19 protein-coding genes are annotated in these 17,370 nt (G+C 38.4%); 18 read left to right on the top strand and 1 reads right to left on the bottom strand.

Features of this window, described 5'->3' with window-relative positions; translation table 11 throughout:
• The first annotated feature begins 26 nt into the window (after nt 1–26).
• From N0O92_RS07065 to N0O92_RS07015, 11 genes are all read left to right on the top strand, one after another.
• Nucleotides 27–437: a methylglyoxal synthase gene (locus tag N0O92_RS07065; RefSeq protein ID WP_315613962.1), complete on the top strand. Its 411-nt coding sequence runs from the start codon at nt 27–29 to the stop codon at nt 435–437.
• The gene (bshB1, locus tag N0O92_RS07060) at nt 430–1,149 is read left to right on the top strand and encodes a bacillithiol biosynthesis deacetylase BshB1 (RefSeq protein ID WP_315613961.1); all 720 of its coding nucleotides are present in this window, start codon (nt 430–432) and stop codon (nt 1,147–1,149) included. The genes N0O92_RS07065 and bshB1 overlap by 8 nt, the downstream gene beginning before the upstream one ends.
• A complete protein-coding gene (bshA, locus tag N0O92_RS07055) occupies nt 1,146–2,276 on the top strand; it encodes an N-acetyl-alpha-D-glucosaminyl L-malate synthase BshA (protein WP_315613960.1) in 1,131 nt (376 codons plus the stop codon). The genes bshB1 and bshA overlap by 4 nt, the downstream gene beginning before the upstream one ends.
• A 20-nt stretch (nt 2,277–2,296) precedes the next feature.
• Nucleotides 2,297–3,436: a CCA tRNA nucleotidyltransferase gene (locus tag N0O92_RS07050; RefSeq protein ID WP_315613959.1), complete on the top strand. Its 1,140-nt coding sequence runs from the start codon at nt 2,297–2,299 to the stop codon at nt 3,434–3,436.
• Nucleotides 3,433–4,413 carry a biotin--[acetyl-CoA-carboxylase] ligase gene (locus tag N0O92_RS07045; RefSeq protein ID WP_315613958.1) on the top strand — a complete coding sequence of 327 codons (981 nt, stop codon included), beginning with the start codon at nt 3,433–3,435 and terminating at the stop codon, nt 4,411–4,413. The genes N0O92_RS07050 and N0O92_RS07045 overlap by 4 nt, the downstream gene beginning before the upstream one ends.
• 272 nt (nt 4,414–4,685) lie before the next feature.
• Nucleotides 4,686–5,525 carry a 3-methyl-2-oxobutanoate hydroxymethyltransferase gene (gene panB / locus N0O92_RS07040; RefSeq protein ID WP_315613957.1) on the top strand — a complete coding sequence of 280 codons (840 nt, stop codon included), beginning with the start codon at nt 4,686–4,688 and terminating at the stop codon, nt 5,523–5,525.
• The gene (panC, locus tag N0O92_RS07035; protein ID WP_315613956.1) at nt 5,522–6,376 is read left to right on the top strand and encodes a pantoate--beta-alanine ligase; all 855 of its coding nucleotides are present in this window, start codon (nt 5,522–5,524) and stop codon (nt 6,374–6,376) included. Before panB ends, panC begins: the two co-directional genes overlap by 4 nt.
• Nucleotides 6,377–6,760 carry an aspartate 1-decarboxylase gene (panD, locus tag N0O92_RS07030; RefSeq protein WP_315613955.1) on the top strand — a complete coding sequence of 128 codons (384 nt, stop codon included), beginning with the start codon at nt 6,377–6,379 and terminating at the stop codon, nt 6,758–6,760.
• A 61-nt stretch (nt 6,761–6,821) separates the two neighbouring features.
• The gene (locus N0O92_RS07025; protein ID WP_315613954.1) at nt 6,822–7,814 is read left to right on the top strand and encodes a tetratricopeptide repeat protein; all 993 of its coding nucleotides are present in this window, start codon (nt 6,822–6,824) and stop codon (nt 7,812–7,814) included.
• 8 nt (nt 7,815–7,822) lie between these two features.
• On the top strand, nt 7,823–10,639 hold the full coding sequence (gene dinG / locus N0O92_RS07020) for an ATP-dependent DNA helicase DinG (RefSeq protein WP_315613953.1): 2,817 nt from the start codon (nt 7,823–7,825) through the stop codon (nt 10,637–10,639).
• A gap of 49 nt (nt 10,640–10,688) precedes the next feature.
• The gene (locus tag N0O92_RS07015; protein ID WP_315613952.1) at nt 10,689–11,549 is read left to right on the top strand and encodes a ComEC/Rec2 family competence protein; all 861 of its coding nucleotides are present in this window, start codon (nt 10,689–10,691) and stop codon (nt 11,547–11,549) included.
• Nucleotides 11,550–11,713: 164 nt separating this feature from the next.
• On the opposite strand, the gene N0O92_RS07010 is transcribed toward N0O92_RS07015, so the two are convergent.
• Nucleotides 11,714–11,866 (bottom strand): hypothetical protein, encoded by a 153-nt coding sequence (locus tag N0O92_RS07010; RefSeq protein ID WP_315613951.1) that lies wholly within the window; start codon nt 11,864–11,866, stop codon nt 11,714–11,716.
• Nucleotides 11,867–11,980: 114 nt separating this feature from the next.
• Here N0O92_RS07010 and N0O92_RS07005 point away from each other — a divergent pair, with 114 nt between their 5' ends.
• From N0O92_RS07005 to N0O92_RS06975, 7 genes are all read left to right on the top strand, one after another.
• Nucleotides 11,981–12,151 carry a YpmA family protein gene (locus tag N0O92_RS07005; RefSeq protein ID WP_315613950.1) on the top strand — a complete coding sequence of 57 codons (171 nt, stop codon included), beginning with the start codon at nt 11,981–11,983 and terminating at the stop codon, nt 12,149–12,151.
• Between the two features lie 9 nt (nt 12,152–12,160).
• Nucleotides 12,161–12,643 carry a cell wall elongation regulator TseB-like domain-containing protein gene (locus N0O92_RS07000; RefSeq protein WP_315613949.1) on the top strand — a complete coding sequence of 161 codons (483 nt, stop codon included), beginning with the start codon at nt 12,161–12,163 and terminating at the stop codon, nt 12,641–12,643.
• 72 nt (nt 12,644–12,715) lie between these two features.
• Nucleotides 12,716–13,900 carry a pyridoxal phosphate-dependent aminotransferase gene (locus N0O92_RS06995; protein ID WP_315613948.1) on the top strand — a complete coding sequence of 395 codons (1,185 nt, stop codon included), beginning with the start codon at nt 12,716–12,718 and terminating at the stop codon, nt 13,898–13,900.
• A gap of 129 nt (nt 13,901–14,029) precedes the next feature.
• Nucleotides 14,030–15,322 (top strand): asparagine--tRNA ligase, encoded by a 1,293-nt coding sequence (gene asnS, locus N0O92_RS06990; RefSeq protein WP_315613947.1) that lies wholly within the window; start codon nt 14,030–14,032, stop codon nt 15,320–15,322.
• A gap of 139 nt (nt 15,323–15,461) precedes the next feature.
• Nucleotides 15,462–16,169: a DnaD domain-containing protein gene (locus N0O92_RS06985; RefSeq protein ID WP_315613946.1), complete on the top strand. Its 708-nt coding sequence runs from the start codon at nt 15,462–15,464 to the stop codon at nt 16,167–16,169.
• Between the two features lie 27 nt (nt 16,170–16,196).
• A complete protein-coding gene (nth, locus tag N0O92_RS06980; protein WP_315613945.1) occupies nt 16,197–16,853 on the top strand; it encodes an endonuclease III in 657 nt (218 codons plus the stop codon).
• Nucleotides 16,850–17,356, top strand: coding sequence for a YpoC family protein (locus N0O92_RS06975; protein ID WP_315613944.1), 507 nt, complete (start codon nt 16,850–16,852; stop codon nt 17,354–17,356). Before nth ends, N0O92_RS06975 begins: the two co-directional genes overlap by 4 nt.
• Nucleotides 17,357–17,370 lie beyond the last annotated feature (14 nt).

Raw genomic sequence — 17,370 nt, 5'->3', positions numbered from 1 at the left:
ATAAACACGTAAAGGGGAGAAACTGGATGAGGATTGCACTAATTGCACATGACAAGAAAAAAGAGGAAATGGTTCAGTTTGCTACAGCGTATGAGAAGATCTTATCGAAGCATGAATTGTTTGGAACGGGTACAACAGGCACTAGAATCATGGAAGCAACCGAGCTTGCTGTTACTCGTTTTAAATCTGGCCCTCTAGGTGGAGACCAACAAATTGGTGCTCTTGTTGCTGAGAATAAGTTTGATTTAATTTTGTTTTTCCGTGATCCTTTAACCGCGCAACCACATGAACCGGATGTAACAGCTTTAATTCGACTATGTGATGTGAGAAACGTTCCACTCGCAACGAATATTGGTACAGCTGAAGTTCTAATTAAAGGCTTAGATCGTGGTGATTTTGCTTGGCGTGAAGCTGATAAGGATGAATACAATGACTAAGTTAGATATTCTTGCTTTTGGTGCGCATCCCGATGATGTTGAAATCGGGATGGGTGCCACTTTAGCTAAATATGCAAAAGCGGGTTATCACGTTGGTATATGTGACCTTACAAAAGCGGAATATTCATCAAATGGAACGGTTGAACAGAGGCAAGAAGAGGCACGTCATGCAGGTGAAATAGTTGGTTTGGCCACACGGATTCAGCTTACTTTACCAGATCGCGGTTTGAAACATATATCTGCCGAGCAACTAGCTGAAGTTGTTTCGGTTATTCGTAAATATAAACCTTCCATCTTGTTTACACCTTATCAAGTAGATCGCCATCCAGACCACTCAGCTTGTACAGAAATTATTAAAGAAGCTTATTTTAATGCGGGTATTAAACGTTATGAATGTGCAGACCAATTAGAAGCTTTTCGACCAGAGGAGCTGTTTTATTATTTCATTAACGGGTATGAACATCCAGATTTTGTTGTTGATGTTTCAGACTTTTATGATATAAAAATTAAAGCACTTCAAGCTTACGAAAGTCAGTTTTTAAAAACGTCTCACTCGATAGAAACTCCACTTACAAATGGTTACATAAATGTTGTGGAAGCGAGAGAACGTCTATTTGGAAAGGAAGTTGGAGTAACATATGCGGAAGGGTTTAAAACGACGAAACCAATCGTAATGACGAACTTGCTTGATGGAAAGGAATCGCACTTATGAAATTGAAAATAGGAATCAGTTGCTATCCGACAGTTGGAGGGTCAGGTGTGATTGCAACTGAGCTTGGAAAATTATTAGCAGAACGAGGACATGAAGTTCACTTTATCACTTCGAGTGTTCCTTTTCGGCTAGATCGTGTGTACCCAAACATCTATTATCATGAAGTAGAAGTAAATCAATATTCGGTCTTTCAATACCCTCCGTATGACTTAACACTTGCTAGCAAAATGGCTGAAGTTGTCAAGCGACAAAAATTGGACTTGATTCACGTTCATTATGCTGTTCCACATGCCATTTGTGCCATTTTAGCAAAACAAATGGTAGAACATGACGTGAAGATTATGACGACGTTACACGGAACCGATATAACGGTACTTGGTTATGATCCATCTTTAAAAGATATTATCAAGTTTGGGATTGAACAATCTGATTTCGTTACAGCTGTTTCGGATGATCTTGTGCTACAGACACGTGACCTCGTTTCAACGAATAAACCAATTGAGTCGGTCTATAATTTTATCGATGAAAGAGTCTATACTAAACGTGAAGTAGCCGAGTTGAAAAAGCATTATGATTTAAAGGAAGACGAACGGGTATTAATACATATTTCTAACTTTCGGCCAGTTAAACGTATACCAGATGTTATTCGAAGTTTTGCTAAAGTTTCAGCGCAGATGAAAGCAAAGTTATTGCTAATAGGTAATGGTCCTGAGTTGGCTGTGGCGAGACAAATGACAAAGCAATTACATATTGAAGAGAATGTGTTGTTTTTAGGAAATCAAAAACACATTGCTGAACTCCTATCTATGAGTGATTTAATGCTCTTAGTTAGTGAAAAGGAAAGTTTTGGCCTTGTAGCGTTAGAAGCCATGGCTTGTGGTGTTCCTGTAATAGGAACACGTACAGGTGGAATTCCTGAAGTAGTAGTCGATGGTGAAACTGGTTATCTTTGTGATGTAGGGGATATTGATTGTATTGCCGATAAAGCTTTAACATTATTACAAGACCAAGCGACTTATGAAGCCTTCTCTAGAAATGGAATAGAGAGAGTAGAATCTACTTTTCATTCACAGATTATTGTTTCACAGTATGAGAAACTTTATCAACAGATGTTACAAAATGGATAAGGTAGAAAAGAGGTTGGATTTTGTCGGACGTATGGATGAAAGCAAAAGAAGTGATACATCTTTTACAAAAGTCAGGATATGACTCTTTCATTGTTGGAGGGGCTGTCCGAGATGTTTTGTTAGAGAGGAATATAGCCGATGTTGATTTAGTTACATCAGCTACTCCCGATCAAGTTACGGATCTTTTTCCAAAGACGTTTAGAATGAATACGGAGCATGACACAATCATTGTCCGTCATGAAAGTGAGCATTTTGAATTGACGACTATGAAAAATTTGTCATTGCTTGAAGATGTAAAGAGGCGTGATCTTACCATTAATAGCTTACTAATGGATCATGAAGGACATATCGTTGATTTAGTGGGTGGGCAAGACGACTTGGAACGAGCAATCCTTCGATCTACAGATCCATTCAATCGTATGACAGAGGACCCATTACGGATGGTACGCGTTGCTCGGTTTGTGAGTGAGCTAGGATTTACTGTTGATCAACAGCTGCTTACTATTTTAGAAACAGAGCATGATCGAATTCGTCATGTTGCTCAAGAACGAATTATTAAAGAATGGTTGAAAGTAATAAAAGGACCTTATCGTAATCAAGCGCTAGAAATACTCATACAAACAAATCTATATAAGTCTCTTCCTAATCTCGCCTTAACGAAACAAATATTAGAACGCTTAATAGGTTTGAAGCCTTTAACGAATCATTCAGAAACCGTCTGTTTAACAGCGTTCGCTTTATGTATAGATCACGAAGCTGATGCGTTTTTGAAGAACCTCACTCTTTCAAAAGCTCAAATAAAAGAAGTAAAAGATCGTTTGACGTACTTTGATTACCGAAAGAACAATCAATGGGATGAACTGAATCTTTACTACGCTTCTTTGCCTGTTGCTAGAGACGTTGAAATCCTTCGATTAGTTTTAGGAGAAAAATACGAACCGATTAGTGAAGTGAATGAATTGTGGGACTCTTTACCGATTCACCGCAAATCGGAGTTGTCTATTACAGGTCGAGACTTAGTTCATTATTTTAACCGTGAGCAAGGGCCGTGGTTGAAGGAGACAATCACACTAGCAGAGCAACTTGTCTTAACTCGTACATGTACGAACGAGAAAGGTGAGCTTCTTGAAACATTACGCACGAGGAGGGAGGAACTATGAAAGAGAAACTACTTAAAATTTTTGCCGATCATCCAGGGCAATTTGTTTCAGGAGAAATGATTAGTCAGCAAGTAGGTTGTTCAAGAACAGCTGTTTGGAAACATATTGATGAACTGCGGAAAAATGGCTATGAGCTAGAATCTGCTCCTAGAAAAGGCTATCGGTTAGTTAGTAAAGGCGATGGCATTCATCCACATGAAGTGAAAGTCGGTTTAACAACGTCGCGAATAGGGCGAGAGATTACGTATTTTGACGCTACCGACTCGACTCAATTCACTGCACATAAATTAGCACAAGATGGTGTAGGTGAAGGACATGTTGTGATAGCAAACGAACAAACATCTGGAAAAGGGAGACTCGGACGGAACTGGTTTTCGCGAAAGGGCACAAGTATATCAATGAGTATTATTTTACGCCCAAAACTTCCGCCGCAAAAGACCCCTCAATTGACTTTGTTAACGGCAGTTGCCGTAGTACGCGCAATAAAAAAGCTAACTCAAATTAATTGTGATATAAAGTGGCCAAACGATGTTCTGTTAGATGGGAAAAAGTTAGTTGGAATTTTAACTGAGATGCAAGCCGATCCTGATCAAGTACATTCCGTTATTATTGGAATTGGGATCAATGTGAATCAACAAAAGGAAGACTTTGACCCAACAATTCAAGAGCTAGCAACATCTCTAGCGATCGTTAAAGGTGAAACAGTTGAGCGCGCTCAAGTTATTTCCGCCGTACTCAATGAATTCGAAGAGCTTTACGATTTGTATGTGAAAGAGGGGTTTGGAATGATTCGTACACTATGGGAAGCCAATTCCATTAGTGTTGGAACGTATCTTTACGCGCGGACCATGCGCGACGTTATTTATGGGTTTGCTAAAGGAATAACAAATGATGGTGTTTTAATTGTGGAAGATCAAGAAGGGCAGGAACATTATATTTACTCAGCAGATATTGAAATTGCTTCCCAATCTGAATAGAAATCTGTTATACTTCTTGTGAAATGGGCTGTATCCACGGAACGGCACCAAGAAAAGATAGTAAACGAATATCGGATCTGCCTTGATCCATAAGGACTAGGACAGAGGGATTCATAACCGTCAACATACATCTTTGCATGAAACGCAAAGCTTTCTTTCGTATGCCGAAAGACTACCCTCTTGTCATAAAACACATCCATTATGTGTGACTGATTGGGTAGTCTTTTTCTTTTGACGTATGAAGCTCTCCTCGTAAAAGGGAGGAAAAAAGAATGAAAACAACAGCAAGTTTTATGAAAATGAAAGAAACAGATGAAAAAATTACGATGATGACAGCTTATGATGCACCAACTGCAAGGCTGGTAGAACAATCTGGCATGGATATGATTTTAGTGGGAGATTCACTTGGAATGGTTGTTCTTGGCTACGATTCTACCGTTCCTGTGACGATGGACGATATGATTCTTCATACGAAAGCGGCAAGAAGAGGTGCTCGTAATACGTTTATCGTTGCTGATATGCCATTTCTCACTTATCATTCTTCACTTGAGGAAACGTTTACGCATGCGAGACGGTTATTGCAGGAAGGTGGAGCAAGTGCTGTGAAATTAGAAGGAGCAGGGTCGGTTGTTGGCACGATTCAAAAGCTTACAGAAGCTGGAGTACCTGTTATGGGTCACTTAGGCCTCACTCCTCAATCGGTAGGGGTGTTAGGTGGATATCGTGTTCAAGGAAAGGATCCAGAATCAGCAAGAAAACTTTTAGCTGATGCAAAAGCAATAGAAGAGGCAGGTGCGTTTGCGATTGTAATCGAGTGTGTTCCTGAGCAAGTAGGAGCGATGCTAGCGGAGAAGTGTGGTATCCCAATTATTGGTATTGGAGCTGGTGTCGATACTGATGGTCAAGTTCTTGTTTATCATGATATTGTAGGATACGGAGATGTTCATGTGCCTAAGTTTGTAAAAAGTTACGCAAACCTCTCACCCATTATTGATGATGCTCTGAAAAGCTATGTACAAGAAGTAAAAGAGCGTAAATTTCCAGCAAAAGAGCATTCTTTTACCATGAGTGAAGAAGCGTTGTCCGGACTATATGGAGGAGTAAGTAAGTGAAAGTAGTTGAAACGATAGAAGGCATTAGAAAAGAAATAGAAATAGCAAAATCAACGGGACAGTCCATCGGTTTCGTACCGACAATGGGTTATTTACATGAAGGCCATCTTAGTCTGATAAATGCTGCCAAAAAAGATCACCAATTTGTGGTTGTAAGTATATTTGTTAATCCATTGCAATTTGGTCCAAATGAAGATCTTGACCGCTATCCACGAGATTTTGAAAGAGATGAAAAAATGGCAAGAGAAGCGGGAGCAGATGTTGTGTTTTACCCTTCCGCAAATGAAATGTACCCTACAAATATGCCCATGATGATACACGTAACGAGTGGAGTCCATGTTCTTTGCGGAACGAGTAGACCTGGTCATTTTGATGGGGTTGCAACTGTAGTCATGAAGCTATTACAAATCGTTCAACCACATGCTGCTTATTTTGGTCAAAAAGACGCGCAGCAACTTGCGATTATTATGAATATGGTGGATGCATTTAATATTCCTGTGACGATTAAAGGATGCCCGACGATTCGAGAAGAAGATGGGTTAGCAAAAAGCTCACGAAATGTCTATTTATCAAAACAAGAACGAAGTGAAGCCCCTTTTTTATACGAAGCGTTATGTTATGGTGCAGACTTAATTCGAAGCGGAATGACAAGTCGTTCTAAAATTGTTGATGAGCTTAAACAACGTCTATCTCAAGGATCAGGGTCCATTGATTATATTGACGTACTTGCCTATCCAAGCCTCGAACGAGTTGAACAACTGAATGGTAAAGTAATTCTTGCCCTAGCGTATGCTTATGATAAGGCTCGCTTAATAGATAATTATATTGTAGAAGTACAGGGGGAAAAGTAAATGTACCGTACGATGATGAAATCAAAAATCCATCGAGCTCGTGTAACGGAGTCAAATTTAAACTATGTTGGAAGCATTACGATAGATGAAGATATTATGGATGCTGTTAATATTTTAGAAAATGAAAAGGTTCAAATTGTCAATAATAACAACGGACAACGATTTGAAACATATGTCATAAAAGGACCGCGTGGAAGCAATGTGTTTTGTTTGAATGGTGCAGCTGCAAGGCTTGTCCACGAAGGTGATGTTATCATTGTGATTGCTTATGCACTTGTAGCAGAAGAGAGTGTAAGGGATCATCATCCGAAAGTGGCAATCATGAATGAACAGAACCAAATTATTGAAATGTTAGACAAAGAGCCAGCTTCTACCGTCTTATAATTCGAATATTCCCGTCCTCTTCGATAAACACTTTATATAAGGATCGAGAGGAGGGGTTTTTTTGAATGATTGGATTAATTCTTGGAATGCCATTTATGAAAATATAGAAAAAAAATGGGCATTCATGTCAGAGGTAGAACAAGAAAAGCAAGTAGCCTATTTGGAAGAAACAGCTGGCATGCTGTTAGATAAATGGACAGAATTAGATGAAAAGATACATGAGTTGAAAGATCCTAAACATGATAATATAACGTTCTCATATTTTTCCAAAGGGACGACCTTTTATGAATTAGAGATGTTTGAACAAGCGGCCCGTACGTTAAAGAAAGAAAAAATAAAGGGTCCAAACGATGAATTACGTAGACTATATTTAGGATTTGCTTATCTTTTTTCTGAACAATTGTCGGATGCAAAAGAGACATTTTTATTTGTCATTCAAGTAAGTCAATACCCGTCCTTAAAGCACTTTGCTCACGTTGGATTAGGGTGTGTTTTAACGAGAGAAGAAAGGCTTGATGAGGCAATTGTTTCGTTTGAACATGCAAATGAACTTACTTCATCACTAGATGTCGTGTATAATTTAGGGATCTGCTATTATTTTAATGAAGTTTTTCATATAGCAAAACAATATTTGTCAACGTATATTCAACAAGTTCCTGATGATGGAGAAGCATATTTTTTCTTAGGATGTTGTCATTGGCAAGAAGGAAATACGAATGAGGCATGGACCTCATGGACAACAAGTATTTCTCTTCTTGATTCAAAAGAATCTTTGCTTGCCTTAGCTTATGTTTGCGAATGGCATGGGTATCATCAAGCTGCCATTCATTGTTATAAAAGAGTTCAAGAAAAACATACACGATCGGTACAAACATTGCACGGTTTAGCGTGGAATTATGCTTTATTAGATGACAAGGAAAATGCACTGAGTATGTTTCATGAAGCATTGCAAATGGAACCTGATAATGAAAGCATTCGTTTTTCACTCATATGGCTGAAAAAAAGCTGGCCTGAGATATTGGAACTGCAACTTGTTGATGAAAGTTGTAATTGAGGTGGACTATGAAGGAACGTTACATTGTGGTCGATGTGGAAACAACAGGTCATTCCGTATCAAAGGGTGATCGTGTGATTCAAATCGGTGCTGTAATTATAGAAGATGGAGAAATGGTTGAAACGTTTGCTTCCTTTGTGAATCCCGGACAAACCATACCGCCATTTATAGAGGAATTGACGGGCATTTCGGATGTGACAGTAGCAAATGCCCCTTCTTTTCGTGAGATCATTCCTGAGTTAATGCCCTTATTAACAGGAAGTTATTTTGTGGCACATAATGTTGATTTTGATCGCGCATTCTTAAAAAATCAATTGGAGTTAGAAGGATATACTCTACCTGAAATGCCCGTATATGACACAGTTGAACTAGCTAGAGTGCTGTTACCAAAACAAGAAAGCTATAAGCTCGGTCAGTTAGCCGAACAGCTTGGTTTTTCACATGAAAGACCGCACCAAGCTGATAGCGATGCAGAAGTAACAGCGACTCTGTTTTTGTCTTTATTACATAAATTACAGCAATTGCCTTTGTTGACACTTCAACATTTGGTTTCCATTTCAAGAAAGTTCAAAAGTGATTTAGAGCCACTGTTGCAATCGTTCATTCAGGAGAAGCTCATAAAAGGACATTCGGATGAGGAACAATATGATTGTTATCGCCAAATAGCTTTGAAAAAGCTGGTGGAAGATTCAGATGATGTGACTATTCCAGACGAGCAAGAAACGTTTAGCGACTATTGTGAATCATTATTTTCCGAAGATGGAAAAATGCACTCAGCTTTTTCAAACTATGAGTTAAGACCAGGACAACAAAAAATGATGAACGAAGTAGATGAGTCGTTTAGACAAAATGAACATAAAATGATAGAAGCCGGAACAGGTACAGGAAAATCATTAGCCTATTTACTACCAGCTGCTTATTTTTCCTACTCTAATAAAGAGCCTGTCATTATTAGTACACAAACGATTCCGTTGCAAGAACAGTTATTATCTCGAGATTTGCCATTATTGCATCATCTTTTACCATTTAAGGTAAAAGCAACATTACTAAAAGGAAGAAGCCATTATCTATGTTTACGTAAATTTGAACAGTCATTAGCAAGTATCCATGAAGACAGTTATGATGTCCTGCTTACCAAAGCATTATTGTTAATATGGCTGACAGAAACAGAACACGGAGATATAGAGGAATTGAATCTTCCTTCAGGTGGGAAGGGATTTTGGTATGAAGTTCAAAGCGACGCAGCTTCAGATTTAGGGCGTTACAGTCCATGGTTTTCAAGGTGTTTTTATCACCGAGCAAGAAAAAGGGCCCAGAAGTCCGACATCGTTATTACCAATCATGCCCTTTTATGTACCGATCTTGTTCATGATCAAAGGCTTTTACCGACTTATTCGTATGCCGTTTTAGATGAGGCCCATCATTTAGAAGAAACAGCTAGTGATCACTTAGGAGCAAAAGCTGACTTTTTGACGTTTTCATACCTGTTTCAACGATTAGGACTGACAGAAGAGGAAGGAATCGTTAACCGACTTGACCAGCTCCTAGAGGAATATCAAGTCTCCGTACCTTTCGAACATATGTCTGTTCAACTTATTAGTTTGAAGGAAGAGCTTGATGAACTGTTTAGAATGCTTCATGGGTATGTTTTATCAAAAAATAAAACAAGTGCAACCGATGTTGGGCGCCTGCGGTATCGTTATGAGAGTTATACTGAATCAAGTTCGATGTGGCAAGCTATTTTAGAGTGTGCGATGCGGGTGCATATGCAAATGAAAGACGCATTAAAGAAATTGCAAAATAGAGTACGTCCACTTATAGAGAAGAAAGAAGATATGGTTTACAAAGATAGAAGCTTTCTTGCCAATGTTGAAGGGATACTTGACCAGCTATATGTCGAGGAGCAAACTCTTTATGAATTGTTACTTGAACATGACCCAAATTTAGTTTATTGGTTAGAAGTTGAGCCAAGAGGAGCTAAAAATGCCACCTATTTGTATAGCAAGCCGATTGATGTATCAGACATACTTGCTGATCAATTTTTTGCAAAAAAGAAAAGTGTCATTCTTACTTCAGCTACACTTTCGGTCAATGGCTCTTTTAATTATCAAGAGAGACGATTGGGACTGACGGATTTCGGAGTGAAAAAAAGTGTGATCCCATCTCCTTTTTCATATATGGAGCAAGTTAAGCTCCTTTTACCTAGTGATATTCCAGCTATCAAGGAAGTATCTGATGAAGAATTTGCTACAGAAGTATCAATCAAACTTTGGAGAATGATGGAATCGTCAAGTGGAAAAATGCTCGTTCTTTTTACTTCATATGAGATGTTAAAGCAGGTCTATTATCATGTCAAAAAATTTAATGAGTTCGGCTCGTTTCAATTGATTGGTCAAGGAGTTACGAGCGGAAGCAGGGCAAAGTTAATGAAGATGTTCAAACAAACAAATCAGGCTATTTTGTTTGGAACAAGTAGCTTTTGGGAAGGGATAGACTTACCAGGTGATGAATTGCGCAATTTGGTTATAGTGAGACTGCCCTTCTCCCCACCTGATCAACCTTTGTTACAAGCTCAGTATGAAAAGGCAAAGGAAGAAGGAAAAAATCCGTTTATGGAAATTTCCTTGCCTCAAGCTATTATCCGGTTTAAACAAGGTTTTGGACGATTAATTCGGACAACAACAGACCGTGGTTGTGTTTTTATTCTAGACAGGCGTATTTCTACAACACGCTATGGCAAACAGTTTATAAAGTCTCTACCTGAAGTTCCTGTACATGAAGGCAAACTTGAAGATTTAATGGAACAGTTTAAAGAGTATATGTAAAGCCGTACAGCTGACCATCAATTCATAAGCAATGGAGGGATTTGACGCTATGCGCAATCTTCTTTACGGACTGTTAACTTTTGTCCTTTTAGGGCTAATGTTAGGATTAGAAGTCAGAATGGTCATCACTTCAAACGGTCAAGAAGAGGAAGTTGAATTAGATTTGCAACTTGAAGAAGAAGACATTGGTTTTGTTTTCTTGGACCTTCCTGACGGAGAATCCACTTATATAGAATTGCCAAATGAAGAGTCCGTGTTAATTGGAACTGGGGCAGCAGATTCAAAAGAGTCTTTGTTCTTTCGGTTAAATAAGTTAAGTGTATCGTCTGTTGAAACGGTAATCCTACCTAGGTTTGAACGAGAATATAGCGGGAATGTAGAGGAAGTTATTGCTCGTTTTAATACGAAAACATTAATCGTACCAGAAGCAGGCATTAATCAAGCAAAAACACAGTACGAGAAATTAGGAGTTACTATTGTTGGCTGGTCTGATCAATCAGATGAAGAGTTAGCTGATCATGTGTCCGTTAAAATTTTGCCAAGTGATTCATCGATTATGCCGATGTTATCCTTTATTATTTCAGTTCATGATCAACATCAATTTTTCTTTTCATCTGAAGCAAACGAGGAGATAGAAAAGAAATGGATAAAAGAAGGTTTAACTCCGGTTGCGGTGTTAAAGGTAGCTGAATTTGGGACGAATAATGGAACTTCACAACGATTTCTAAATGAAATTGATCCACAAGTGGCGATCTTATTTACGAGGGAAAATGGTGAAATAAGTGGTCAATTATTAGAACGATTGCAAGAAACGTGGATTGATACGTATCGAACAAAACAAAATGGCTCTGTTATCGTAAAAGTGAATCGAGCAGATTATGAACTTGTAACGGTCCATTTTCAAGGGTAAGGACGATGGGTTTTCGTTGGCGACGGCAAATGGTATAATTGGGTAAATGAAGAAGAAGACATAAAAATGTTCTGCACGAGGCATTGGTGCAGAACATTTTGAGGTGTGAGCAGGCAGTTGTTTTTTATTTCTTTCAGACTTCTGAGTATTGTACACTCTTTTTGTTAATGCTCTTTTTGAAAGATAGAAGGAAAGATCGTTTGACGGATTGAAATAGGAAATACTTGATGCCACTTTAACCCGTCACGACGTAACAAAGCAACTTTTTCTTTATCTTGTTGATATCGCTCTGCTGTCGATTGAAATTGGTTAGACAAAGTTACGCCCCCCTTTGTTTGGCGTACTTTTAGTATCACCTGATTTCTGGTCACTATGATTAGCAAAACTTGTGCAACGAGGAAGGAATATTTTTTTTAGTTGGAGGAGTAATCATGGAACATAATATGGTCGTGTTATCAACGACTCGTGTAAGAAAGGCATCAGATACATATAAAATAGTTGATGCACTAAATCGAACACTGAAACATCAAGACCTTATATTCGGTTTATCCCTTGATAAAAAGGATGAAGACACGATGGTGTTCACGATTTATCGTGCGTAGGAGCAAAATATGAAAAAATGGATGATTTTACTCGCATTCATCATCGTTTTATCAGTAACAGGACTATCTGTATACGCGTATCAGACGATTCGGGAACCTTTGTACCATCATTATGAGCAAGCTGAAAGGTATGTAATTGGACAATCTCTTTTGTCAACCATTTATCACGTAGATTATTATCACGGAACAGATGCTTATTATGTGTTTACTGGGTTGGATGAAGAAGAAACAGAAACGATTGTTTGGGTATCGGCTCAATATGATTCTCACCATATTGAAAAAGCTAGTGATGGCATAACGAAAGAAGAAGCCATTGCTATTGTTACCAATGAAAATGCAGTTGAGCGAATACAAACAGCGAAGCTCGGTCTTGAACGAGGGTTACCTGTGTATGAAATTACCTTTTTAAATAATGAAAATAGAAAAGGGTATTATTACATTACGTTTGAAGATGGTACGTTTATGAAAAGGTATTTGTTGCGGACAAATTAATGAATTATTACTTGAATGATGAGCGATAAAAATTTATAGTGTATAGTATATCCACATGGGAGGGACTTACATATGAGATTAGCAAAAAGAGTTTCAACATTAACGCCTTCAACAACACTTGCGATTACAGCAAAAGCAAAGGAATTAAAAGAACAGGGGAATGACGTTATAGGGCTTGGAGCAGGTGAACCTGATTTTAATACACCTCAATACATAATTGATGCTGCAGTAAAGTCAATGGAAGAAGGTCACACGAAGTATACACCTTCTGCAGGGCTACCAAAATTAAAAGAAGCGATTATTGGCAAGTTTGAAGCTGATCAACAAATTACGTATTCACCTGCTGAAGTTTTAGTTGGCTCTGGTGCCAAACATGTCTTATATACATTGTTCCAGGCGATCTTGGATGAGGGAGATGAAGTTATTATCCCTACACCTTATTGGGTAAGCTACCCAGAACAAGTGAAGCTTGCAGGTGGAAACCCTGTTTATATCGAAGGGTTAGAAACGAATGAATTTAAAGTGACGGTTGAACAATTAGAAGGTGCGATTACGAGTAAAACGAAAGCATTTATATTAAATTCACCGAGCAACCCTACAGGTTCAATGTATTCTGAAGATGAACTTCGTAAACTTGGAGAAATATGCATCAAGCATAATGTGTTAATCGTATCTGATGAGATATATGAAAAACTTGTATATGATGGTGCAATTCACACTTCAATTGCTCAACTTTCGAAGGAATTAAAAGATCAAACGATCGTTGTAAATGGTGTCTCGAAATCTCATTCGATGACAGGCTGGAGAATTGGATATGCTGCAGGAAATGCCGAAATCATTAAAGCGATGACGAATCTTGCAAGCCATAGTACTTCCAATCCAACGACGAATGCACAATATGGAACGATTGCTGCTTATACACAGGACGATGGTTCAGTTGAAACGATGAGACAAGCGTTTGAAGAACGTCTAAATGGTGTATATGAAAAACTAGTAAAAATTCCTGGTGTAACATGCGTAAAACCAAAAGGAGCTTTCTACTTATTTCCAAATGTAAGTGAAGCTGCCAAAACAAACGGCTTTGACGATGTTGATTCGTGGGTTGCAGCTATTCTAGAGGAAGAAAAAGTGGCGTTAGTTCCAGGATCTGGATTTGGAGCTCCTGAAAATGTGAGACTATCTTATGCTACATCATTTGATGCTTTAGAAGAAGCGCTAACCCGAATTGAACGTTTTGTACGCACCCATACAAAATAAGAAAAAAGGCGAATGAGATAAATTCATTCGCCTTTTTTACGGATGAGACATGATTCGACAATGTTTCGTTGACTTAAAAAAATACGCAAGGGTATAATGGATAGTGTTTACATAGTAGGAGGTATGAAAGTGAAGACAACAATTGCAAAAGTGGGTCAATTTGTAGAGCAAGAAGTGACAATTGGCGCTTGGTTAGCAGGTAAGCGCTCAAGTGGCAAAATTGCTTTTTTACAATTACGAGATGGAACAGGCTTTATCCAAGGTGTCGTCGTTAAAGCAGAAGTGGAAGAAGAGATGTTCCAAAAAGCGAAAAATCTAACACAAGAAAGTTCTTTATATGTTACCGGTGTAGTACGAGCTGATGATAGAGCTCCTTCAGGGTATGAATTAACAGTGACAAAAGTGGAAGTTTTGCACGAAGCGACAGATTATCCTATTACTCCAAAAGAGCATGGAACAGAGTTTTTAATGGACAACCGTCATTTGTGGTTACGTTCTAAACGTCAACATGCTGTTATGAAAATTAGAAATGAAATCATCCGTTCTACGTATGAGTTCTTTAACAAAAATGATTTTGTGAAAATTGATCCTCCTATCTTAACAGGAAGTGCACCAGAAGGTACATCTGAATTATTTGCAACGAAATATTTTGACGAAGACGCGTATCTTTCTCAAAGTGGTCAATTATACATGGAGGCTGCGGCCATGGCAATGGGACGTGTTTTTTCTTTTGGACCGACATTTCGTGCAGAGAAATCAAAAACGCGTCGTCATTTAATTGAATTTTGGATGATTGAACCAGAGATGGCATTTGTTGAGTTTGATGAAAACTTAGAAATACAGGAACAATACGTATCATACGTCGTACAATCTGTGCTACAGACATGTCAATTAGAATTGAAAACACTTGGAAGAGACCTGTCTAAACTTGAGCAGATCCAAGCACCATTTCCGCGAATTACGTACGATGAAGCTCTTGAATTTCTAAAAGAAAAAGGATTTGACGATATTACGTGGGGAGATGATTTTGGATCTCCACATGAAACAGCTATTGCTGAACATTATGACAAGCCTGTTTTTATTACTCATTACCCAACATCGTTAAAGCCATTCTACATGCAACCAGATCCTAATCGAGATGATGTCGTTCTTTGTGCTGATTTAATTGCTCCAGAAGGCTATGGTGAAATTATTGGTGGATCTGAACGAATACACGATTACGACCTTTTAAAGCGTAATCTAGATGAGCATAACTTATCACTTGATGCGTACCAATGGTATCTTGATTTACGTAAGTACGGTTCTGTACCACATTCAGGCTTCGGCTTAGGGCTTGAGCGGACTGTTGCTTGGATTTCTGGGGTAGAACATGTTCGTGAGACTATTCCGTTCCCTCGGCTTTTAAACCGTTTGTATCCATAAGAAAGAATAAGTTTAGGCTTAGCAGGTTTCTGCTAAGCCTAAACTTGCCAATCTGATTAAAACGTCCGTTAAGGGGAAGGAAAAGGAAACGACTACTTCGTTCTCTCATGTTATAATAATGGATAGAGGTGTTTTAGAAATGGATCATAATTTACTTATACAATGGACAACTCAAAGACAGCTATCCATTCCTACTTTGCTTTTAAAACATTACAAACAACTAGGGTTAAAAGAAGATGAACTTGTTGCATTGTTACATGTGCAATCGTTTATTGATGATGGTGATGGCTTTCCAACACCTGAGCTTTTAGGTGAGCGCATGACACTTTCCATGAATGAATGCGCCGAAATGCTAGGACGATTAATTCGTAAGGGGTTTTTAACGTTAGAAAAGAAGTGGGATGAACAAGGGATACTTTTTGAATTTTATACACTAGAGCCATTATGGGTTCGTTTATTACAGTTGATAAAAGGTCAACAAAGACAAGAGCAAGACCAACAAAAAGAAAGTCAGGAAGGATTATTGTATAAACGTTTTGAAGAAGAGTTTTGTAGACCGCTCTCGCCAATTGAAGCCGAAACGCTTGGAATGTGGTTAGATCAAGATAAACATACGCCAGAACTAATCACAGCCGCATTACGTGAAGCTGTCGTATCAGCTAAGCTTAACTTCAGATACATTGATCGAATCCTTTTTGAGTGGAAACGAAATGGTGTAAAAACAGTTGAACAGGCTCGTGCTCATGGTGAAAAATTTCGAAAGTATCAACATACATCACCAAAGCAAGAACAAAAGCGAGCAAAGGCTGAATCCTATCCCGGTTTTAGTTGGCTCGATCAGTCCTAATTGAAAGAGGGAGAGGGAAAAAGGAGAATGTTATCAAAGAAACAAACAATCGAGGTTCTAGATGTTATAGCAGACATGTATCCTGATGCAGAATGTGAGTTAACTCATTCGAATCCATTTGAATTAGTCATTGCTGTGTTGCTATCTGCTCAATGTACGGATGCCCTCGTGAACAAAGTTACACCTAGTTTATTTGCAAAGTACAAAGAACCAGAAGATTATTTATCTGTTCCTTTAGAAGAGCTTGAACAGGATATTCGGTCTATTGGATTATTTCGAAGCAAAGCTAAAAATATTAAAAAACTTTCGCAATCTTTGATTGAAGAATATAACGGGGAAGTACCAAAGGATCGAGATGAACTTGTGAAATTGGCAGGTGTTGGAAGGAAAACAGCGAATGTCGTTGCCTCAGTGGCTTTTGGTGTTCCAGCTATTGCTGTTGATACGCATGTAGAACGTGTATCGAAGCGATTAGCGGTCTGTCGTTGGAAAGATAATGTTCGTCAAGTTGAAGAGACATTAATGAAGAAAATACCGATGGAGCGCTGGTCAGACTCTCACCATCAAATGATCTTTTTTGGACGCTATCATTGTAAAGCTCAATCTCCTCAATGTGAGATGTGTCCTTTATTAGACCGCTGTCGAGAAGGACAGAAGCGAATGAAAGCCAGAGGAAAGCAATGAAAATTGACATTCCAATCCGTTTTCAAATTCCACCTTTTTATAATCAATCCTTTGTTCATCTAGAACAGTCAGTTACTTCTTGTAAAGAAATTTTGCAAGCTGTTCCGTTCTATTATGATATAACGATGGATCAATGCCCATGGGAAGATAAACATAGTATATTGCCACAATTATTTGAATGGTGGAAGAAAGAACAAGAAATTCTTGAGTGCTTTTATAAGCAACGACAATCAAGTGAGGCAAAAGAAATAATGGTAGTCATGATTGCTGTATTTATTGATGCCTTATTTTGGTTAAATGGAAGGCAAGTTCGTAGAATCGATTGCCTTGGTGATGATGTGAAATCATTGTTATATAAGCCGGTTAATTGTGAAGAAAGACTTGAGTTTATTTTGAATGCCCCAATCAAGTACCCTAGTTTTGTTCAGCTAAAATCAATGTACCAAGAGCTGAACAAAAAGTATGCCAAAGTAAAAGTACTGGAACAACATAAGAGCAGGTAACGTACATTGTAAAA

Origin of the sequence: Alkalihalobacillus sp. MEB130 (assembly GCF_032335535.1) — a bacterium.
GTDB lineage: Bacteria > Bacillota > Bacilli > Bacillales > Bacillaceae_D > Halalkalibacter.
Note: the sequence above shows the minus strand (reverse complement) of the source record. Positions and strands in the feature narration are given on the sequence as shown.